18 protein-coding genes and 2 pseudogenes are annotated in these 19,906 nt (G+C 56.3%); 3 read left to right on the top strand and 17 right to left on the bottom strand.

What is annotated here, in order from left to right; genetic code table 11:
• Window positions 1-48 precede the first annotated feature (48 nt).
• The 10 genes and pseudogenes from H0X90_RS31255 to H0X90_RS31205 form a co-directional block, all read right to left on the bottom strand.
• Window positions 49-312 (bottom strand): annotated as a pseudogene (locus H0X90_RS31255) (transposase domain-containing protein); the annotation flags it as partial.
• Window positions 313-448: 136 nt separating this feature from the next.
• A pseudogene (locus tag H0X90_RS31245) lies at window positions 449-1,882 on the bottom strand (IS66 family transposase); the annotation flags it as partial.
• Between the two features lie 29 nt (window positions 1,883-1,911).
• Window positions 1,912-2,259: an IS66 family insertion sequence element accessory protein TnpB gene (tnpB, locus tag H0X90_RS31240; RefSeq protein WP_196438376.1), complete on the bottom strand. Its 348-nt coding sequence runs from the start codon at window positions 2,257-2,259 to the stop codon at window positions 1,912-1,914.
• The gene (locus H0X90_RS31235) at window positions 2,259-2,621 is read right to left on the bottom strand and encodes a transposase (protein ID WP_196438366.1); all 363 of its coding nucleotides are present in this window, start codon (window positions 2,619-2,621) and stop codon (window positions 2,259-2,261) included. Before H0X90_RS31235 ends, tnpB (H0X90_RS31240) begins: the two co-directional genes overlap by 1 nt.
• 54 nt (window positions 2,622-2,675) lie before the next feature.
• Window positions 2,676-2,885, bottom strand: a complete 210-nt coding sequence (tnpB, locus tag H0X90_RS31230; protein ID WP_369123921.1) for an IS66 family insertion sequence element accessory protein TnpB — start codon at window positions 2,883-2,885, stop codon at window positions 2,676-2,678.
• A gap of 44 nt (window positions 2,886-2,929) precedes the next feature.
• On the bottom strand, window positions 2,930-3,331 hold the full coding sequence (locus H0X90_RS31225; RefSeq protein WP_196438364.1) for a transposase: 402 nt from the start codon (window positions 3,329-3,331) through the stop codon (window positions 2,930-2,932).
• A 705-nt stretch (window positions 3,332-4,036) separates the two neighbouring features.
• Window positions 4,037-4,243: a hypothetical protein gene (locus H0X90_RS31220; protein WP_196438363.1), complete on the bottom strand. Its 207-nt coding sequence runs from the start codon at window positions 4,241-4,243 to the stop codon at window positions 4,037-4,039.
• Window positions 4,240-4,710 (bottom strand): hypothetical protein, encoded by a 471-nt coding sequence (locus H0X90_RS31215; protein WP_196438362.1) that lies wholly within the window; start codon window positions 4,708-4,710, stop codon window positions 4,240-4,242. Before H0X90_RS31215 ends, H0X90_RS31220 begins: the two co-directional genes overlap by 4 nt.
• The gene (locus tag H0X90_RS31210; RefSeq protein ID WP_196438361.1) at window positions 4,710-5,447 is read right to left on the bottom strand and encodes a hypothetical protein; all 738 of its coding nucleotides are present in this window, start codon (window positions 5,445-5,447) and stop codon (window positions 4,710-4,712) included. Before H0X90_RS31210 ends, H0X90_RS31215 begins: the two co-directional genes overlap by 1 nt.
• Before the next feature lie 200 nt (window positions 5,448-5,647).
• Window positions 5,648-6,973: an IS256 family transposase gene (locus H0X90_RS31205; protein ID WP_230877686.1), complete on the bottom strand. Its 1,326-nt coding sequence runs from the start codon at window positions 6,971-6,973 to the stop codon at window positions 5,648-5,650.
• Window positions 6,974-7,419: 446 nt separating this feature from the next.
• On the opposite strand from H0X90_RS31205, the gene H0X90_RS31200 reads away from it, so the two are divergent.
• Window positions 7,420-8,100 carry a CPBP family intramembrane glutamic endopeptidase gene (locus H0X90_RS31200; RefSeq protein ID WP_196438360.1) on the top strand — a complete coding sequence of 227 codons (681 nt, stop codon included), beginning with the start codon at window positions 7,420-7,422 and terminating at the stop codon, window positions 8,098-8,100.
• A gap of 237 nt (window positions 8,101-8,337) precedes the next feature.
• On the opposite strand, the gene H0X90_RS31195 is transcribed toward H0X90_RS31200, so the two are convergent.
• The 7 genes from H0X90_RS31195 to tssK all read right to left on the bottom strand — a co-directional run bounded on the left by H0X90_RS31195 (window position 8,338) and on the right by tssK (window position 17,242).
• Window positions 8,338-9,354: a PAAR domain-containing protein gene (locus H0X90_RS31195; RefSeq protein WP_230877687.1), complete on the bottom strand. Its 1,017-nt coding sequence runs from the start codon at window positions 9,352-9,354 to the stop codon at window positions 8,338-8,340.
• Between the two features lie 175 nt (window positions 9,355-9,529).
• Window positions 9,530-9,982 carry a type VI secretion system baseplate subunit TssE gene (gene tssE, locus H0X90_RS31190; RefSeq protein ID WP_196438359.1) on the bottom strand — a complete coding sequence of 151 codons (453 nt, stop codon included), beginning with the start codon at window positions 9,980-9,982 and terminating at the stop codon, window positions 9,530-9,532.
• A 15-nt stretch (window positions 9,983-9,997) separates the two neighbouring features.
• Window positions 9,998-12,721, bottom strand: coding sequence for a type VI secretion system ATPase TssH (tssH, locus tag H0X90_RS31185; RefSeq protein WP_196438358.1), 2,724 nt, complete (start codon window positions 12,719-12,721; stop codon window positions 9,998-10,000).
• Window positions 12,722-12,860: 139 nt separating this feature from the next.
• Window positions 12,861-13,346 carry an Hcp family type VI secretion system effector gene (locus H0X90_RS31180; protein WP_014726096.1) on the bottom strand — a complete coding sequence of 162 codons (486 nt, stop codon included), beginning with the start codon at window positions 13,344-13,346 and terminating at the stop codon, window positions 12,861-12,863.
• 97 nt (window positions 13,347-13,443) lie between these two features.
• On the bottom strand, window positions 13,444-15,165 hold the full coding sequence (locus tag H0X90_RS31175; RefSeq protein ID WP_196438357.1) for an OmpA family protein: 1,722 nt from the start codon (window positions 15,163-15,165) through the stop codon (window positions 13,444-13,446).
• Window positions 15,162-15,854, bottom strand: coding sequence for a DotU family type IV/VI secretion system protein (locus tag H0X90_RS31170; RefSeq protein WP_196438356.1), 693 nt, complete (start codon window positions 15,852-15,854; stop codon window positions 15,162-15,164). The genes H0X90_RS31175 and H0X90_RS31170 overlap by 4 nt, the downstream gene beginning before the upstream one ends.
• A gap of 35 nt (window positions 15,855-15,889) precedes the next feature.
• Entirely contained in the window at window positions 15,890-17,242 is a 1,353-nt protein-coding gene (gene tssK, locus H0X90_RS31165; protein WP_196438355.1) for a type VI secretion system baseplate subunit TssK, read from the bottom strand.
• Window positions 17,243-17,712: 470 nt separating this feature from the next.
• Between tssK and tssB the strand changes: the two genes are divergently transcribed.
• On the top strand, window positions 17,713-18,225 hold the full coding sequence (tssB, locus tag H0X90_RS31160) for a type VI secretion system contractile sheath small subunit (protein ID WP_196438354.1): 513 nt from the start codon (window positions 17,713-17,715) through the stop codon (window positions 18,223-18,225).
• A gap of 73 nt (window positions 18,226-18,298) precedes the next feature.
• Complete coding sequence (gene tssC / locus H0X90_RS31155) at window positions 18,299-19,831, top strand: type VI secretion system contractile sheath large subunit (RefSeq protein ID WP_196438353.1); 1,533 nt, start codon at window positions 18,299-18,301, stop codon at window positions 19,829-19,831.
• Window positions 19,832-19,906 lie beyond the last annotated feature (75 nt).

The raw sequence follows: 19,906 nt of genomic DNA, 5'->3' as shown, positions 1-19,906 counted from the left end.
TAAGCGCGCAATAAACCACGTGGCTTGCGCGAGGAGGCCGGCAGTGCGTCAAGCGGCCGGCGGGCTGAGCCGCCATGGAAGCAGCGCCTCGTAATCGTCCGCGCTCTGAGCAGTTGGCAGCGCCTTGAACAACGCGAGCAGGTAGCCGTGGGGCTCCACGCTGTTTGCCTTGCAGGTTTCGATCAGCGAATACAGGTTGGCTGCCGCATTCGCGCCGGCGACTGTGTCGTAGAAGAGCCAGTTTTTGCGGCCGACCGTAAATGGCCGAATCGCGTTCTCGCAGGCGTTGTTCGAGATCGGCCATGCGCCGTTTGCCGAACACGAACAGTGCCGAGGTCATTGGGTTCAGGCGCATCGCCTGTTCGACCAGGATCGACAGCCCGTTGATGCCCATGCGGAAGTCGACCGGATCGCGATGCAGGTAGACCTTCAACCCTTCGTCGAACCGGAACACGGCAGCCTCCCGAGCATCTGGATCTCCGCCCGAGTCAGCACCGGCGAACAGGTAATTGCGCCTCCCGATGGCAACGCCGCGCAGCGCACGCTCGACCGGCAGATTCTCGATCTCCAGGTGCCCGTCATCGCAATAGCGCGTGAGCGCCTCCCACCGATTCAGCGCATAGAGGATCGCCCGGCTCGTGTCGGATTTGCGCGAGAGTGTCTCCAACATCGCCGTCAGCCATGTATGGAGTTGTTCTAGCAGTGGCCGGGCGTGGGCTTGCCGATCCGCCCGGCGTTCGTCGGGTGGCTTGCCCCGGATCGCTTCCTCAACCTTGTACAGCGCGCCGATACGTTCCAGCGCTTCAGTATTCAACGCATTCGGGCGAGCTGCGTGCAATTCGTAGAACTGCCGCCGGGCATGTGCCCAGCACGCTGCTTCGGTGACGCGCCCCGTTTCGTAGATCGCCTGGTAACCGCTGTAGGCATCAGCCTGCAGTGTGCCGTTGAACGATTCAAGATGCTGCTGCGGGTGGATGCCCTTGCGATCCGGCGTATAGGCGAACCAGACCGCCGGCGGCGTCACGTCTCCCGAATTCCGATCGTCGCGCACGTAGACCCACAGCCGTCCGGTTTTCGTCTTGCCATTGCCCGGCGCAAGCACCGGTACTGGCGTATCGTCGGCATGGAGCTTCGTTGCCGCCATGACGTGCCGACGCAGCGCGTCGACGAGCGGTTGCAGCAGCGCCGCACTGTGACCTACCCACTTCGCCAGCAGCGAGCGATCCAGCTCGACGCCTTCGCGCGCATAGATCACCGACTGCCGATAGAGCGGCAGGTGATCCGCGAACTTCGAGACCAGCACGTGGGCCAGCAGTCCCGGACCCGCCATGCCTCGCTCGATGGGGCGGCTCGGCGCAGCCGCCTGGGCGATGTGATCGCAGAACGAACATGCCAGCTTTGGTCGCACATGGCGGATGACTCGGAAGCTCGCCGGCACATATTCGAGTTGCTCCGAGACGTCCTCGCCAAGCGGCTTCATCGGCGCACCGCACGCCGTGCAGGTTTGACCGGATTCGGGCCAATGGGTCTGGATCTCGCGCGGCAGGTGTTCCGGCAACGGCTTGCGTTGTACCTGTTCCGGCGCCGTGCGTGGCGTCATGGGGATCTCGACGGGGGCTGCGCCTTCGTCGGCCCCGAGCTCTTCGAGGCGCAGTTCGAGATGTTCGATCTGGTGGTCCAGCTTCTCCGAACGACGGCCGAACTGCATGCGGCGCAGCTTCGCGATCAGCAGCTTCAGATGCTCGATTTCCGCCTTGTCCGTCGCCGTTGCTGCCTTGTCCGATTCGACGACGTCTTCCAGAAGCCCGATACGCGCATCGCGCTCAAGCAGCAGAGCCTTGAGCGCTTCGATGTCGTCCGGGTATGCGTTCGCCGTCGTCATGCCGGCAGTCTACGCGCCGGCGGGCAGGTTTACAACGCAGAGGTTGGCGCCGCCGTGCGCACCGGCTGACGCCAGTCGATGCCTTCGAGCAGCATGGACAGTTGCGCCTGGCTCAGGCAGACGACACCTCCGTCCGCCTGCGGCCAGATGAAGCGGCCGCGTTCGAGCCGTTTCATCAGCAAACACATGCCGTCACCACTCCACCAGAGCACCTTGACCAGATCGCCACGTCGGCCGCGGAACACGAACACGTGGCCGCTGAATGGGTCTCGCTCGAGTACGGTCTGCACCTTCGCGGCCAGGCTGTTGAAGCCAGAGCGCATGTCGGTCACGCCAGCGGCCAGCCACACCCGTGTTCCGGCGGGAAGGCCCAGCATCACGAACCCGCTTCCAGCAAGCTTGTGAGCACAAGCCGCAGTACATCAGACTCCGGCTTGCCTTCGAACCAGACACGTACGCCACGATATTCGACGACCAGACCGGATGATCCGATCGGCTCCGGTATCGGCGGCGATGCCATCTGAACAGGCAGGAATAATTCGGCGGGTGCGGATGTGGGTGTCGCTGCACGGTCCTGATCTCGCCGCCACTTCGACACAAGGTTCGCATTCAGGCCATGCGAGCGCGCGACTTCTGCCATCGAGCGCGTCGGGTCTCGCGTTTCCGCTACAACCTGCGCGCGGAACTCCTTCGTGTAATTCCTGGAGCCTGGTCGCCGACCCCGCGCCTTGATTTCCATTTTTTCTGATTCCCACCACATTTTGGTGGGGACCAGATTGCCGTCTATGAACCGTCATGAACAGACGGTGCTGGAGCAACGCTTACATGCGAAGCGTCCTTTCTCAAGACGCTTCGAGAGCAGGCAGAGGCCGCCATCGCACCACCACAAGCACTTCAGCAAGTCACCGCGTTTGCCCCGGAACACAAACACGTGCCCGCTGTAGGGATCTTTCTCCAGCACGCCTTGCACCTTCGTGGCCAGCGAGTTGAAGCCGGAACGCATGTCCGTGACGCCCGCCGCGATCCAGATTCGCGTGTTCGGTGGAATCACTTCAGGCAGTCTCGCAGAAACTGTTCGGCGACTTCCTGCGACATCCCGCGGATGCGAATGCGCCGCTTTCCGACCTCAATCTCGATCTCGCAATTCAGCGACGTCGCGGCGCATGCCGGCACTTTCTGCTCTTGCGGTGGGGCGGTGCTCGCCGTGCTTTCCGAGGGCAGTTCAATCACATCAACGGGCAGCAGTGCTACGCAAGGTGCCGGTGTGGCCTGTTGTGCTTCCAGCGATCTTCGTCGCCACTGGGCGACCATATTGGCATTCAAGCCATGCCTGCGGCCTACCTCGGCAATTGAGCGATTCGGATCGCTCGCTTCAGCAACTACCGCTTCTCGAAACTCCTTCGTGTAATTTCTCGACCCCAGTTGCCGCCCATGTGCCGTTGGCTTCATCAATCTGATTCCCATTACATCTGATGGGAATCAGATTGCCTACGTCGTTCCCTCGCGAACAGACGGTGCTAATCGAGTGCTTACTCGGCAACTGCGGGCGGGCTTGTTTGAAGGCGTGGCGCACAGCACAGCGGTGTTGCTGTTGTTGATGGCGGTCTAGAACCGCGCTTAAACGGCGGCGCAATGTCGAGTAATTTGCTCAAGTACGAAGGGGCCGCGAGGGCCCCTTCGATGTGATGCGCTCGGTGTCGTTCAGAACGGCGGATTACCGCCATCGATTTTTCCAAAGTACGTGGTAGAGTCGCCACCACTTGGTTTTCATAATCATCTGCCGGCAGCCCGGACACGAGCGGGCCTGATTAAGCCATAATCGGATCAACTGCTTCCGTCCTTTGAGCGAGTCCAGCATCAGGAGACCTAACCGCTCCTCGAAATAACCTTCCCATGCGGGGTTGAACGGGTTCGCTGTCGCCGTGAGCTTTCGGTGTCGCCGGATCGGCGTGCCTGCAATGTCATAGAACATCAGGAGTTCCGGCCTACCTGATTCTGAGAAGGTCGATCAACGTGCATTTTGCTGACCACTATCGCTAAAGACGTACGCGGTGCGAAAAGCAGAGGCGCCGCACGAGGAGCGAAGCCGCGATCGTTATCGAGTTCTAGATGTCTCATTAACGATCACGGACCTTCGCAAAACAGAAAAATGCGTTACATGGCGAATTGAATCTCTGTAGCTTTTAGACCGGAAGCCTGCTCGTACATGTTCTTAACCCAGTCGCGCAGAATCGGAGAGAAGAAGGCATTTTCCATGGGCACGAACCATGGAATATCAGAGACTGCCACCGGCACGCCGACCAGATAGTTTGAAGCGCCGTGAATATCGGTAATATTCTCGAATAGTGCACCACCACTCATGCCCCCTTTTTTACCGGTTCTACGGGTCCAGTTTGTCTCTCGCATTTATCTGCATAAAGCTTAAACACATCCATAACTCTATTGGCTAAGTTATAAAATAGATTTTTGTAGATCTTTGTTCTTTCACAGACTGCCAACCCGAGCCATTCGATTGGATAGCCTCCAACGCTGACCGTCTTGATGGAATTTTCGGTTTTATTAAATACAATTCCATAGCTGCCAACGGTCTCCTCAAGGGTTTTCCCCGTCACCTCATTTTTGTCGAACTTCATAAATGCAACATCATACGACAGGCTTTTTCCATTTAGATAGGCTTGATTGAATGTAATAAGAGGAATATCGGGGGCGTAAAATTTAACTCTAAATAATTTTTCTTTGCTGCAAAACATCATATTTCCGGCATTTCCTTGCGGCGTGGGTCGTGTGTTTCTAGTGTTTTCGAGACATAGATAATAATCGTTAAACATTACGTCATTCTTGGAAAAAAACAGTGAGCCGCTGTCATAACGAGATTTCCTTCCTTTGAAGGAACCACCGATGCGGAGCAATATCCAATATCATTTTTATTGTTCGAATTGCGCATGCTTAATTCGCCTACGGCCCCATAAGGATTGACTGACTCGTCCGGTGAAGGTTTGCCCCTTACCGCAACAATCTTTGGCTGGATCGGGTTTAGGGCGTTATCGATCATTTCAAGGTATGTCGACAGGTCCCGCTTAGGTCGGCCATTCGAAATATTTTGATCAGTGTAATCCGGTGCTGACATCACGTTGACCGTGAAGGGCGATGTCGTGCTTCCTGCGTAGCGGCTGTTTAATGTAGCCACGCCGGAAAGCGCACCTACGTTTGCAGCGATGTCGACTGCGTAAGAAACTTGCAGTTTATTGATTGGAGAAAACGGGAAAAAAGCATTTCCTGATACGCTGCTGCCTTCGCACGTAATGCGAGATGTCGGAAATGAATTCGTGATTTTACAGGTCGGGAGGTTACTACCTTGCACAGCTGTAAAAACAATGCCGTCCGGTGCATCAAGCGTGACGGAACTGACAATGCTTGAGACCGTACGTGTGGCCGTAAACTCGATGACGCCCGTTCCACCTCTTTGTGCAAAAGACGTAGAGGTTGGTTGCAGGTATTGCGGCTGGATGGCAAAAGTGTGTGTACTACACAATGTCAGCAATACAACTAAAAATAATCTTTTCATAAGGTTATCTTGTTATTCGCAATAGTCTCATTTACCGAAAATTATCCATTCATTTTAAAACTGTCTGATTTGGAAGAACCTAATTCTCGTTTGAGGTGGGCATCGCTATTTCTCCGGTTATGTTGCGAATTCGAACTACTGTGTTGCTCGTACCAGTCGAGCAATCGTCAATTCTGGTGTATGCGGGCGGGTCAGCATGATCAGGCGGCCAGCGGTTGAGGAGCCGGTGTGCTTTCGGTCACCGGGGGTCCGTCCTTGAAGGGTATTCCCTTCAGAAGCGGCTCGATCTTGTCGACGCCGCGGATCTTCCGCCAGGATTGCTCGGCAGCTTCGATGAGCTTGAACGCCATCGCGAGGAAGGTCGCGCGCGACAGGCAGTTGCGCGTGCGACTCGTGCGATGACGCACCGTCGCGAACGTCGATTCGATCGGATTCGTGGTCCGTACGTGCTGCCAGTGCTCGGCCGGGAAGTCGTAGAACACGAGTAGCGCGTCGCGATCCTTCGTCAGCTTCTCGACCGCCTTCGGATATTTGGCTGCGTACGTGTCGACGAACTGGTTGAACGCGACGAGCGCGTCGGCACGTGTCGCAGCGTTCCAGATTTCCGCGAGCGCCGCCTTGGCTTTGCCATGCTGGGATTTCGGCATCGCGTTGAGCACGTTGCCGATCTTGTGGAACCAGCAGCGTTGCTGCCGCGTCTGCGGGAACACCTCGTCGAGCGCTGCCCACAAGCCCATGGCGCCGTCGCCAACCGCCAGCAGCGGCGGTGCCTGCAGGCCACGCGCCTTCAGGTCGAGCAGCAGTTCGATCCACGATGCCTTCGATTCGCGATAGCCGTCACTGAGCGCGACGCGCTCCTTCTCGCCGTCCGGTTTCACGCCGATGATCACCAGCAGGCATTGACCGTCGGCATCCTCGGTGCGCGCTTGCGTGTGAATGCCGTCGGCCCACCAATAGACCCAGCGCGCCGTCGACAGGTCCCGTTTGTTCCATCGCTCGCATTCGTTCGTCCACGTGGCCTTCAGGCGGCTCACGACGTTCGCCGACAGGCCTTTGGCCTGCTCGCCAAGCAGCTCGGACAGCGCCTCGCCCATGTCACCCGTCGAGACGCCGCGCAGGTACAGCCACGGCAACGACGACGACACGCGCGGTGACTTGCGCACATACGGTGGCACGATCGCCGAGTTGAATTTCACGCCCGAATCCGAGCGGTCGCGGACCTTTGGCACCTGAACGGCTACCGGCCCGACGGCCGTGACGATCTGCCGCTCCGGCAGGTAGCCGTTGCGCACGACGGCTCGTCGTCCGTCAATCGTCCTCACGTTCGGATACTTCTCGAGTAACGCCGCCAATTCCGCCTCGATCGCCTGCCGAATGATTCGTTGCGCGTCTTGCTGGATCAGATCGTCCAGGCCGGGCGCACCCTTGATGCATGCTTCTGCTGTTTGACTGCCGTGCGCTTCCTGCGTATGTTTCGCCATGGTGGTGGAGTTCGATTGGGAAAGTGTTACTGTCGAACGCAACATTCTCCTCAATCGCCACCGCCTTCTCTCGCTCCCTCCCTACGCCGCATACACCAGATTCGACAATAACTCGCCCGGGGGAGGCTCTCACTGTGCCACGACGCACGGGAATACCACTTGGTGGCGCAAATAGAGTTTCATATTCTGCCGGTTCAGGCAAATCAACAATTCTTCACAAAACACGTCGGACTGCAAAGGATCAGGCTGAAAGTCATTCGGAAAACGAGCTCACCAATTAATCTAAATATTGAAATAATATTCTTCCTCAACTCGATGCGCCTCGTCACGGCTGCGGAAAGGCGTGATAGCGTGAGGGATCTATAACTACAGTGGAACATGCCGGGGTGCGTTTTTAAAAATGCACGCGCCATTCCTTTGGTGATTCGATAATGCTAAACAAAAATCCGTTTCGTTATTGAAATTTAATAAGCTGTCTCTGAGAAAATAAAATGAATGAATTTGCGAGAAAATGGAGTTTTTCTCTCATTTTTGGTCTGTGTGTTTATATTGCATCAAAAGCGATTGAAGGAATTGTGGTGCCGTTGATTGCAGTAAATCTCGACTTTCCATCGTTAAGCGTTGCGAGCAGAGTGATATTTAGTTATGGAATGAATTCGGCATTTCTTATATTGATGTTTTTGGAGCATCGGCGCCTCATTTTTTCCGATATTTATTTTGCCGGAAACATTAAGTGTAAATTCATTTTTATAGGCGCCTTCATCATAACTGTTGTTTATGTTGCAGAGCATATTCTTAGTATATTTTTAAGTCTACCTAGAGAGCCCACTATTGATGCTCTCTTTAAAGGAAAATCTACCGCTGATCTCATTACCCTTGTTTGCGTACTTCTTCTGCTCCCGCCAATCGCAGAAGAACTGGCATTTAGACATTTTTTGATCTCAATTTTCCCGTATAAATCAAATAAATATATCGCCATATTCGCAGCTCTTTCGACCTCGATATATTTTTCGCTTTCTCATTCATATATAAATACTGAGTCATATGTTGTTGTATTTATTGTTGGTATGGTTCTATGTTTTTATAGAATAAAAACAAACGGAATTTTGACTTCGATTGTGCTGCATTCGTATGCAATTGGGGTAAGCGCGTTGATGGCGATTTTTCTGTAATGAAAATAGTTGCCTCATATGAAGGAGGCATATTTATTGGACGTGTGCCGATTGGGATCGATTAAATTCTGTCTCTGGCTGAAGATAGCCCTCAATTGATAATTGTCGCTTCACACATTTCGGAAAAAGGTCCATTGTAGGGACGGAATGCGTATTGACGGCCGTATAGAAAAACTACGAGCCCAACATCCATGAATCCCCATACTGACCGCTGCCCAGCAGAGTGCATGGGGGGCGTCAATAAATACGCTCCTTATTCACTTTATTCTCGACACCTTTAATAAGGTCATCTAGATTTTTCATTCTCCGCTTCGAAAATACCAAATTTGGATTGTTACGACTATGGAGACTATTTACGTCGCAGATTACAAATTCTCCATTGGACCTTAGCCCTCCCTGCAAGTCGCCTATGTCGACGTTGTTTGAGATCATTAGGCGTCGAATGTCTTTAAGGCTATTCAACGTATTTTCGTTGATGAGATCTGATTTTAGGAAATTTGCCTTCATTTCCGGAGTGACTCTATCAAAAGTATAAAAACCTCCTTTTAGTTTTTCTTGAATCAGTGCGTTGTGTTTTATACCTGAATTATATGTATCAGAAATGACTCCAATGTCATAGGTTTTCGCAACCGGGAAGCCGGCTGACTCTAATATTTTGGAGTTCGTAAATTCGTGAATAATATTACTCCCTGATCGCTTGCAGACGAGCAAAACCCTACCTCCCGATATATCATAACACTCTTTGCTTGACCCTTTCCCGATGAGATTTCTCTCGATCTGCATTTTTAGAAACTTATCCAAACTATTTTTATTTACATAATTCTCTAAATCGGATTCATATTTTCTCAATCGCGCCCCTGCTTCGGTGTAAGCCAAATTTGAGGATAGATATTCTCTCATCGTGAGAGGCGGATCTCCAATTTTGCCTTGGCTGGATTCGTTGAAGAAATTTAATATAAATGATGCTTTATCTTTTGACTGAGCCTCCATCTCTGCGTAAGATGAAAGTTGAGACGGGAGTAGTCTTGGCATGGGGGTACACTTGCACGCGCATAAATCATCGCTCAGTGCTCCCTCTTTACCGATGATGTTAGTCATTGATATGCGAGGGCCGGTACATAAAATATATCCCATTGACTGACACTCTGGGCACCACACGCTGTCGTGCTCGTATGCTTGCTCCTGACTTCTAACGCTGCTATTTGGATCTCCAAATAGCACGGTTCCGCCTGAAGTTGTTTTGTCTCCTTTCATTATATCATATCGTCTTATCATTATATGGTTCCTCAAATTCAAGAAATTAAAAGAGGGCGACGATTTCAATGATCAATATGAATGATCTCCGGGGGTAAAGTCGGATGGAGTGGGGTGTCTGATTATCTTGAGTGTGTTAAATGCTGAATGAAATTTAAAGGCTCCCAATTTAAATCTAGCGTATTTGAGGGGTGCCGTTGTTGGCTTGGCCCTCCTGATTTCCAGGTCTCACCAATAAGCGCCCGGATTGTTCGAAATAAGTGCCGAACCGCACAAGTCCGATCTTCTTTAAATGACATGTCATCTCGAAGCTTACCAGTACCCCTGGATCGTCGTTATCCAGAATATCGACGTCGATTGAACGGATGCGCGGTTCGTATTTCAAGAGTGTCGCCTCCATCTGCTGCTTGAGCAGGTGGGCCGACGCGGGCAGTGCCTTGTAGATGTTCGTCAAGTCCGGCAGGCCGTAATCCGGCAGGTGCTTTAGCGCCCCGGCACGCGCATTTAGAATACGCTGCACGTTCTGTTGCACGCTCATGCACTCTAGCGCGCGCTCGTCGTAGGCGTCGAGCGGTTCACCGCCGATTTGACCGAGCAGCATGTCGTAGAGGGAAGGACCTGCGTGCATGATCTTCGTCTCCCGTTACTCAGCGGCTTGTGCCAGTTCTGGCGTAGCGGCCACACCGACGTCCCGATCAACGAAATCGATCGTGATGTCGCCTTCGGTCGAGCTCGACAGGACGATCTTCGTGGGCGCGGCGCTAGCCGCCATGCGTACGAGTAGTTCACGGGATACGGTCGGCAGAATGCGCTGATTGAGGAACGCGTCGACGTTGCGCGCGCCGGATTCGCGGGCGAGGCAAAGCTCGGCTATCGTGCCGATCAGCGAATCGTCACACGCCAGCTCGACATCATGCCGCCGGCGCAGGCGATCGGCAACCTTCGCCAGCTTGAGTCGCACGATCGATTCGAGCGCCGTGGCGTCGAGCGGTCGGTAGACGAGTGGCTGGAAGCGCGCCAGCAGCGCCGGCTGAAAATGCGCCACCAGTTGCGGGCAAATTGCATCGAGAAGCGTCGTCTGTGGGACGTCTGGATTGACCGCGGTTGCCTCGTCGATCTGACTACTGCCGAGATTGGAGGTCATCAGAATTACACAGTTACGGAAGTCGATCTCGCGCCCTTCACCGTCACGCATCATGCCGCGATCGAACACTTGGTAGAACATGTCGAGCACGTCGCGATGCGCCTTTTCGATCTCGTCGAGCAACACGACGGAGTAGGGTCGCCGCCGGACGGCTTCGGTCAGGACGCCGCCGCGGCCGTAGCCAACATAACCTGGAGGTGAACCTTTCAACTGCGACACCGTATGGGCTTCCTGATACTCCGACATATTGATCGTCGTGACCGCAGCCTCCCCACCGAACAACAAGTCAGCCAAGGCCATCGCAGTTTCGGTTTTGCCAACGCCCGATGGCCCTGCAAGCAGAAAGACGCCGAGCGGCGCATGTTCATTTTTGAGGCCTGCCTTGGCTGTACGCAAACTCTCAGCGAGATCGCCCAGTGCGTCGTCCTGCGCCACCACACGCTCGGCCAGTTGTTGTTCGAGCGTCAACAGCCTTTGCAGCTCGTCCTCCACCAGGCTTCCGACCGGCACGCCCGTCCACTCTGCGATGACGCGCGCGATTGCTGCCGCGTCGACGTCCACGAAGACCAACGGTGTTTTGCCTTGCAAGTCGAAGAGATGCCGCTTTGCTTCGTCGAGTCGCCCCCGATTCTGTGGGGCGCGCACGTCGTCAAGCGCCGCGCGATGTTCGTGGACCAGATGAACCAGTTTAAGTTCACTGGTGTAGCGATCCTGCAGGCTCTCCAGGGCATTGCGAGCCTCGGTTAGCGCGCTCGCCAGGGCTTCGCGTCGCTCTTCTGCGCCATAGATACCGGCCTGTGCATCTGCGTCGAGCGTTGCCTGTTCCAGCTCGAGCGCAGAGACTGCCGCTCGTGCTCGCTGCAGCTCGGCGGGCGGCGATTCATGGCCCATACGCACGCGCGCTGCTGCCGTATCGATCAGATCGACCGCCTTGTCCGGTAACTGCCGAGCAGGAATGTAACGGCGTGACAACTTGACCGCGGCCACGAGTGCTTCATCACGGATGTGCACATTGTGGTACTTCGCGTAACGGTTCTTCAGACCCCGCAGCATCAGGCACGCAGCCTCGTCGTCAGGTTCATCGACCTTGATGATTTGGAAGCGCCGCTCGAGCGCGGCGTCGCGCTCGAAGTATTCCTTGTACTCGGACCAGGTGGTCGCGGCGATGGTACGTAGTTCGCCGCGTGCGAGCGCGGGCTTGAGCAAATTGGCCGCGTCGGCGCCACCGGCTGCATTGCCGGCACCAATCAGCGTATGCGCTTCGTCGATGAAGAGGAGAATTGGCGTGGGCGAGGCTTGGACCTCGTCTATCACATTCTTCAGGCGTTGCTCGAATTCGCCCTTCACGCCGGCGCCGGCCTGCAGCAGACCGAGATCGAGCGTCAGAATGCGCACATCGCGAATCACGTTCGGGACGTCCCCTTCGGCTACGCGCAGCGCGAGACCTTCGACGAGCGCGGTCTTGCCGACACCGGGCTCACCAACGAGGATCGGGTTATTCTTGCGGCGCCGCGCGAGTACGTCGACCATCTGCAGGATTTCGCGGTCACGTCCGAAGACGGGGTCGATTTCTCCCCGTCGGGCCTTGTCGGTCAGGTCTATCGCGAAACGCTCGAGGGGGGGGGCCTCCGTGGTTCGTTGCGCCGCGATTGTCCCTGCCGCCGCACGATGGTTTGTTTCCTGCTCATTGCCCGATGCCCGGTGTGGCGCGCTGGGATCATCGGCGCTTCTCGTTTCCTGTTCGGCGGGATCCTCGCATGAACGATGGGCGAGACGCGGCAGGAGGCGCTCAATCTGCGCGCTGCTGACCGACAGAAGCGGCCAGGCGTTCCGTGCACGCAGCACGTGGGGCATGTTGACAATCGCCTGCAGCAGGTTCCCCGATCGGATGAGCGCCACGTCGCTTTGAGATGACACCTGCAGCCACGCGTCCTGCAGCGCCGTTGCGAGTAGAAATGAAAGCCCCGGTTTGCCTCGCAGATTTCGCGGAAGATGGTCAGTTGCGGCAATCAGGGCATCCCAGACCTTATCGACGTCAATCCCGTAGTGTCGGAGAATCGCAGGGATATCTCCGTCACCTGCTTCGATCAGCTTCAACAGCCAATGTTCGACGGTAATTTCGTCAGTCAGCCGGCCCTGACACAGGCTTGCTGCACCTTCGAGCGCTTTCACGCAATGCGGGTTGAGCCGGCGAAGCAAGTGAGTAGTGTCTCTCGAGATCATCAGGAACGTTCGATCACGGAAAGGAGTGGACAACGGAGTACGCGGTTGTCTGCTCCCGGGTAGAAAAAGGCCGGCCCGAATCGATCAGGCCGGCAAATGAACCACATGAGGACAGGTGGTTCCGCCAAACGTCAACGGATCAGGAACGCTCGTTCCACGTATCCTTGTGAACGATGTTGCCGTCCTTGTACGACCACGTGATCGTTTCGTAGCGCAGTTCGACTTCTTCGAGGTGGTTGTGCTTCTCGTAGTCTGGGATTTTGATGTCGAGCATCTTTGGGCGGACCGCGACGATCTTGACATTGTCGAGCTTCGTGTTGAAGTACTCCTTCTCCTTGCCCGCGTCGTCGATCTTGTACCACTTGATTTCGACCGACTTCAGGGTCTGGCCGCTCGTCACTGCCTTGTACAGGTACGGCGTCGACGCGTCAGTTTCCTTCGTGAACGTGATCGGCGCGTGGACGCGCGTACCCGTTAGCTTGCCCGTGTTACCGTCGGTCGGGATATGCACGCCGTGGTCGAACGCGACGACTTCAACGCTGCCCTCGCGATCTTGCACCGTCACCGAACCCTTGATGTCGGCACCGCCGTCATCCTTGAACCACGCATAGGCCGGAATTGCCATTGCCGTACTCCTTTTTCTCACTGCTAAACTCGCCCGGAGATAGCCCCCGAGCTTGGGAATCCCGAAGCGTGTTGCTTCGGGGGCTAAACATGCATTTCTACATCCCCGTGTCCGGAACCAGGGTGATTTCTACACGTCGGTTCCTTGCGCGACCACCGGGAGTGTCGTTAGTCGCGATCGGGCGGGTCATGCCATAGCCCTGGATCGCGAACTGGGTGGCGGGAATGCCGGACGCATCGACCAGCCAGTCGCGTACGGCTTGCGCACGCGCAGTCGACAGTTTCAAGTTGCCGTCTGGGGTGCCCGTGTCGTCCGTATAGCCCGCGACGAGAATGCGTTTGTCGGGATGTGCCTTGATCATGTCGAGCACACCTACCATCGATCGGTTTGTGCCGGGCTTGAGCTGTGCCTTGCCGCTGTCGAACAGCGACATGCTGTCAAGCGTGACGACTGCGGGTGGCGGTGCCGGTGGCACATAGGATGCGATCGCTTCATTCAGCGCAGGTATTAGCTGCGTACCACGATACATACCGAACGAAAGACGAAGCGGAATGCCGGTGCGCGCGTAGCGGTCGAGCTGATCCCGATCGGCCACGAGGGTTTGAAACGCATCCTGCTTCGCCGTGTAGTGATCAGCCGGAATCGTCGAATAGCGGCCGAGATCGGCACCGATACCGTTTAACAGAGTCTCGTTGTTCCTGGCCGCCCCCCAGGACGCGCTCCCCGCCGCACAGGCGAGCAAGGTCAGCACATGAGCCACGGCGGCCAGACGCGGTGATATCCAATATCGCCGGGGCATCGCTTCGATCAGTGGCTGGGGGAGCGGCCACGGTGCCGGCGAGGCTGCGGAACCCGCACGCATCACCCGCGTTTGCATTTCGATATCGCGCTCCCATGGGCTTCCTGGTGTGCTCGCGGGTCCGCAGTCGATCCAGCCGACGCCAAATAATGTCCACGGCGTAGCGGGCTGCTGCCGGTCCGTCAACGCGCTAAATACCACACGCTGTGTCCAGCCGATGACCGATGCCAGCGCAGCGGCGCGCGTTGCGGCGACGCAAGCGTCGGCCGCGTGCTGTATCTCGTCCTCCGCTGTGCGAATTACAGGCTCAAAACTTTTCCCGTTGTCCAGATGTGCGGCCGAGGACGCGCCGTACCACGCGGGCGCCGAGAGACGGCAGGGGGCAGGCGTGAGCCGCTGGTAGATCGCAACATAGCCTGGAAGTCGGGTGCCGAGCATTCGAGCAGCGTCGGAAACCGCCTGCCGGGCGGCACGCAATTTTTGCGAAAGGACATCGGGTTCCGCGTGCAACGCAGGGGCGACTGATAGCACGATCCCATCCGGGGCCCGTCCGTCGCGCCACTGCTTGACTGCCCCAGCCAGCCGCGGCAGATCCTGCGGCCGATCGACGCGCAGCCAGATTCCGCCATCCCCGACGTGCGCGTGCCGGGTTTCTCCAGACCGGTCGAACAGCGCGGGCAATCCGTCTCCGGTCACCAACACGAGCGGCATGCGCGTGCGCAGCTTCACCGGTATGTCCGCCGTTTCAGCGCCTAATGCCGCTAGCATCGCTACGCTTTCGCCGCGCGCGCGCGCAAGGCTGTGGGTGCGCCAGCCGATCATCACGAGCGTGGCAACGCCGACGATTGTCGAGAGCGTCCACGCGATGCTGGAACTAATCGGAAGCACCAACCACATCACCGTGAACGTCAGTACAGCCGCGAACGCGGCCATGAGCCTGGACGGATAGCCGAGCCCTTCGTGGCCACGGTCAGACGTGAGTGTCGATCCGGCGTGCAGAGCAGGTAGGTCGGACTTCATGGACGAACAGTCTTTGCCGCCACCAGATGGGCGAGCTGCACGTCGAGGGCCGTGGACCAGATTCCCCATGCGATCGACGCAGCAACCAAGGCAAGCGCTGCGATTGCCCATGGCGAAAGCCGGTAAAACCAGTCGGAGAGACGGCGCCCGGCATGATCCGTGATGAACGGACAATCCGAAGTCGAACGCACCGTCTCCAGTTTGGCATTCAGTGACGCGATCAGCTCCTTCCGCTTCGCCTCTCCCTCACGGGCGTACCGCCCGACGAATCCCATTCCGAGGATCGCCGCGTAGCACTCGAGCAGGGAGACGGGTGGAGAAGGCTCACGCAGGCGTGCATCGAGTCGCTCGAACACGCGCTCGCCGGCTTCATGCAAGTTGAATTGTTCCACCTGGAGCGGCTTCTGCTCCCATCCCGACCGTGAGTCTGTCGGCAAATGCCGCAACGCGGCCTCGTCGAGCAGCCCGCATTGCGCGATCAGCGCCTCGCTCCGGACGTCGTCCGGAAAGCCGCGCCCCTCCAGCGCGCTCGCGAATTGCTCGACAAGCTGCTTACACCGTTCGCGCAGTGCAATCGGGTCCTGGGTGTGTCCGCCCGTGGCGAGCGTTGTTACCAGCAGCGCCGTGTCGCGCAGAAGGTCACGAATCCCGTCACGTGGTGAGCTGTCGACACCGGCCGCATTTTGCATCGGGACAATTCCTTCTCGGTTTGGAGTCGGGGCTTTCACGAACGCAGCACCGCGTAGAGTTCGAGCGATGCGTCTGGTATCGAAGCGGGCAGGTAGATCTGGCAGGCTCGGGAGGCAAGCATCTTCGCGTGCACGGTACTGGCCGTGTCGAGCGCGAAGTAGTGGTTGTCCAGACGGACAGGGATCGCGGATGGTACGCGCTGAACAACCTTGAGAGGGATGCCGAGCAGCGCCGAGTTGATGATGTGTTCGATGTCGTCAGGCGCACCGATCTTGCAAAGTCGCGGAAACCGTTCAACGAGCTCTAATACCGGTACAGGTGCGTTGACCGACAGGTACCAGTCTGCTGCGTCCGCGACGATTCGCTCATCGAGGAATTGGCCGGTCCATGTGGTCGGCCCGTTGCGCGTGAGGCCGATTGATACGACCCGCGACGGAATGATGGCGTCGAGTAGTTCACGGATCATCGATTCGAGTCTCGCGAATACTTCTTCGGCGCGGACATGGTCGTAAGCCGGAATGTCGGTGAGCTGCAACCCGGTCGAGAACGTCATCAACGCACTCGCCAGTTGCGCAAGCGTCGCATACAGATGTTCGGGCGATCGACCGGGATGCGTGACGAAGAGGCGGAGTTGGGGCCACGCAGCATGAATGCAGTGCAGCAGCCAGAAAAGCTGCACGTCGGCCACTCCATATTCGGCGACTTGTTCGATGCGCTCGCTGCGGCGGACACCCAGCGCGAGGCTTCTCGCATGCAGGATGTCCGCCAAGCGATTGATCCGCTCGAGGTGCAGCGGATGACTGCCGAGCGTCAGGCACGGCGGCACGAACCGATGATCGACCTGAAACTGGCCGCTCGATCCGCGCGTCAGTCGTGCGATCGCACAGACCGTGTCGTCTGCGTGCGACTCGAAGTCGAAAAGGAGTCGCACTGCATGCCGTTCGGCCGCGATTTCCGCCTCGCCGGTGCCGTTCATGTCTGTCACCTTGACGAATTCGCGGTACACGCGCCGCGGCCGGGCGAGCGATTTTTCGTCGAAACGGCAGTTGCTGCCGTTTGCATCTGGTAGCGCCAGCGCCGCGAGCACGACGACGCTTTGAAGATCGACCGGCATGCCTTGCGTCAAATCGCGCGCGGGGGGCAGCGAATCGGCGATGGTCGTATCGACCGGAGTGCCATCCGGAAAGCCCAGCTTCAGGCGGGCGAGTTTCAGGCGGCCCGTTGCAAGCGCTTCCTCGTCGATCTCGACGGCAATCGTACCCCAAGGTTCCGCAATGGCCGCAAATGCGTGCTGGCGCAGTGCAAATTCAGCCCATCTATCCTGTTGTTGAAAATGCTGTGGAGTAAGGATCAGGCCCTCGTACCAAAGTGGCTTATCGATTCGCATGCTTCTTCGTGTTGCGGTCGGGTATTTAATTTTCTATGTATACACGATTCAATAAGTATTGTGCAAATTCCTGTGATTTAATATGGAATATTCTTTCAAATATCAATATTCTTACATTGAATGTGATATTTATCTAATTATGGAGGCGCTCGATTTCCGAGATGGATCGGAAGATGCGTTGTATATTATTTATTTATATGGAAATTGCTTCTAAAATGCGCCAAATAACTGACCGCCTGAGGCGGTGGATTTTCGTGAAGACACAATTTTGTAATAATTGAAATATTATTTAGTTTTTGCCAATTTTGGGCTTTGACGATCTACCGATTTATCATGTATAAAAATCAAATCTTCTTTGCCGTGGAGGGTCAGGGAGCCATTCATGTGAACTCTTTAATATCTGAAGCTTTAGCAATTTTCTGATTTTTTAAAACCATTAAAATCGCATTATTATTGATCCAGGATTGAAAATGGATAGTTTTCAGAGAGAAATTCCGAAAAGTCGCGTCTCAATCACATTGGATCTTCATACCGGTGGGGCACGGAAGAAGATTGAGTTGCCGTTGAAGCTACTTGTTGCGGGCGACTTCAGCGCGGGCCGCGAACAGGCACCGCTGGCCGAACGAAAGAAAGTCAACATCGATAAGAATAATTTCGATGCCGTCCTGGCCGATTACGCGCCCGATCTTGAGATGGTTGCGGAAAGTACCTTGTCTGGGGAGGGCAACCAATTGCCGGTGAAGCTCTCGTTTCGCTCGATGAAGGATTTCGAGCCGGAACAGGTCGCCCGTCAGATCCCCGAGTTGCAGGCAATGTTGGCCATGCGCAATCTGTTGCGCGATCTCAAGTCGAATCTGCTCGACAACGGCACGTTTCGCCGTGAGTTCGAAAAAATCTTGAAGGACAAGCGGCTCACCGACAAGCTGCGCCGCGAACTGGCGCAAATCGTCACTGCTGCGACGCAACAGGACGGCCATGCCTGAGCGCGGCCGGCTGAATGAGGCCGTTATCGCCTTCCGCAATCACGCAGCCACATGAAACGGGATTCAAAAAACTATGAAGAAGAATGAAGCGCCCCAGGGCACGACGGAAACGGTGGTGCTCGAGAATGACAGCGTCTACGCTGGGCTGTGCAGCAAGATCAACCTGAAACCGGTTGCCGAAGCACGGCCGCTTGAAGCGTTTCGCGACAACGAAACGTTGTCTGAAGCATCGCCCGATGAGCGTGTCGCGCGTGGCATGGATGCGCTGCTCAACCTCATTGCGAAGGAAAGCAAGTCGGTCGACCGGTTGGACAAGTCGCTGCTCGACTTCTACATCGGCCAGCTCGACCGGCAAATCAGCCGCCAGCTCGACGCAGTCATGCATACATCGGCGTTCCAAGCACTTGAAGGCCGCTGGCGTGGCCTCAAGATGCTGGTTTCGCGCACCGATTTCCGCAAAAATGCGCGAATCGAAGTGCTGGACGTGTCGAAGGATGCGCTGCAACGCGATTTCGAGGATACGCCAGAACTGATACAAAGCGGTCTGTATCGTCTCACGTACATCGACGAATACGATACACCGGGCGGTCAGCCGATCAGCGCGATGGTCAGCGACTTCGAGTTTGCGCATTCGCCCCAGGACGTCGCGCTGCTGCGCAACATCTCGAAGGTCGCGGCTGCTGCTCACATGCCCTTCATCGGCGCGGTTGGCCCGGCATTTTTTGGCAAGCGATCGATGGAGGAAGTCGCCGCGATTCAGGACATTGGCAATTATTTCGATCGCGCCGAGTACATCAAGTGGAAGAGTTTTCGCGACACCGACGATGCGCGCTACGTTGGATTAACGATGCCGCGAGTGCTCGGCCGTCTGCCGTACGGCAAGGATACGACGCCGGTGCGTGCGTTCAACTATGAAGAGGCGGTCAAGGGCCCAGATCATGACAAGTATCTGTGGGTCAACGCGTCGTTCGCCTTCGCGGCCAACATGGTGCGCAGCTTCGTGAGCAACGGCTGGTGCGTGCAGATTCGCGGTCCGCAAGCAGGAGGGAAAGTCGAAGATCTGCCAGTGCACCTGTATGACCTTGGTACCGGTGTGCAGCCCAAGATTCCGACCGAAGTGCTGATTCCGGAGACGCGCGAATTCGAGTTCGCGAATCTCGGCTTCATTCCTCTGTCGTTTTACAAGAATCATGACTTCGCGTGCTTTTTCTCAGCCAGCTCGGCGCAGAAGCCCGCGCTGTACGAGACGAAGGAGGCGACTGCCAACAGCCGTATCAACGCGCGTTTGCCGTACATTTTCCTGTTGTCGCGCATCGCTCACTATCTGAAGCTGATCCAGCGCGAAAACATCGGTACAACAAAGGATCGGCGACTTCTTGAGCTGGAGCTGAACAACTGGATCAAGGGGCTCGTGACCGAGATGAAAGACCCTGGCGACGAGCTCCAGGCAGCGCACCCGCTGCGTGAAGCGAAGGTAACAGTCGAGGATATTGAGGATAACCCCGGTTTTTTCCGAATTAAGCTTTTCATCGTTCCGCACTTCCAGGTTGAAGGTATGGACATCGGTCTGTCGTTGGTGTCGCAGATGCCCAAGGCCAAGGGCTGATCCGACATCGGCGTGTGTACGCTGGGGCGACGAAGGTTGCTCCAGCGTGTCCCTTGTTTTCGAGGATCTCAGAGA

The sequence above is a fragment of the Burkholderia sp. 9775_39 genome, from assembly GCF_015712225.1.
GTDB lineage: Bacteria > Pseudomonadota > Gammaproteobacteria > Burkholderiales > Burkholderiaceae > Burkholderia > Burkholderia cenocepacia.
The sequence above is the reverse complement of the archived record's forward strand: the minus strand, read 5'-3'. Positions and strand labels throughout refer to the sequence as shown.

Excerpts from the sequence above, each read along its gene's own strand:
- tnpB (WP_196438376.1), bottom strand. The coding sequence starts at position 2,259 with ATGCTGGGCCTTCCCGCCGGAACACGGGTGTGGCTGGCCGCTGGCGTG.
- H0X90_RS31235 (WP_196438366.1), bottom strand. The coding sequence starts at position 2,621 with ATGGAAATCAAGGCGCGGGGTCGGCGACCAGGCTCCAGGAATTACACG.
- tnpB (WP_369123921.1), bottom strand. The coding sequence starts at position 2,885 with ATGCGTTCCGGCTTCAACTCGCTGGCCACGAAGGTGCAAGGCGTGCTG.
- H0X90_RS31225 (WP_196438364.1), bottom strand. The coding sequence starts at position 3,331 with ATGAAGCCAACGGCACATGGGCGGCAACTGGGGTCGAGAAATTACACG.
- H0X90_RS31220 (WP_196438363.1), bottom strand. The coding sequence starts at position 4,243 with ATGAGTGGTGGTGCACTATTCGAGAATATTACCGATATTCACGGCGCT.
- H0X90_RS31215 (WP_196438362.1), bottom strand. The coding sequence starts at position 4,710 with ATGTTTAACGATTATTATCTATGTCTCGAAAACACTAGAAACACACGA.
- H0X90_RS31210 (WP_196438361.1), bottom strand. The coding sequence starts at position 5,447 with ATGAAAAGATTATTTTTAGTTGTATTGCTGACATTGTGTAGTACACAC.
- H0X90_RS31205 (WP_230877686.1), bottom strand. The coding sequence starts at position 6,973 with ATGTTGCGTTCGACAGTAACACTTTCCCAATCGAACTCCACCACCATG.
- H0X90_RS31200 (WP_196438360.1), top strand. The coding sequence starts at position 7,420 with ATGAATGAATTTGCGAGAAAATGGAGTTTTTCTCTCATTTTTGGTCTG.
- H0X90_RS31195 (WP_230877687.1), bottom strand. The coding sequence starts at position 9,354 with ATGAAAGGAGACAAAACAACTTCAGGCGGAACCGTGCTATTTGGAGAT.
- tssE (WP_196438359.1), bottom strand. The coding sequence starts at position 9,982 with ATGCACGCAGGTCCTTCCCTCTACGACATGCTGCTCGGTCAAATCGGC.
- tssH (WP_196438358.1), bottom strand. The coding sequence starts at position 12,721 with ATGATCTCGAGAGACACTACTCACTTGCTTCGCCGGCTCAACCCGCAT.
- H0X90_RS31180 (WP_014726096.1), bottom strand. The coding sequence starts at position 13,346 with ATGGCAATTCCGGCCTATGCGTGGTTCAAGGATGACGGCGGTGCCGAC.
- H0X90_RS31175 (WP_196438357.1), bottom strand. The coding sequence starts at position 15,165 with ATGAAGTCCGACCTACCTGCTCTGCACGCCGGATCGACACTCACGTCT.
- H0X90_RS31170 (WP_196438356.1), bottom strand. The coding sequence starts at position 15,854 with ATGCAAAATGCGGCCGGTGTCGACAGCTCACCACGTGACGGGATTCGT.
- tssK (WP_196438355.1), bottom strand. The coding sequence starts at position 17,242 with ATGCGAATCGATAAGCCACTTTGGTACGAGGGCCTGATCCTTACTCCA.
- tssB (WP_196438354.1), top strand. The coding sequence starts at position 17,713 with ATGGATAGTTTTCAGAGAGAAATTCCGAAAAGTCGCGTCTCAATCACA.
- tssC (WP_196438353.1), top strand. The coding sequence starts at position 18,299 with ATGAAGAAGAATGAAGCGCCCCAGGGCACGACGGAAACGGTGGTGCTC.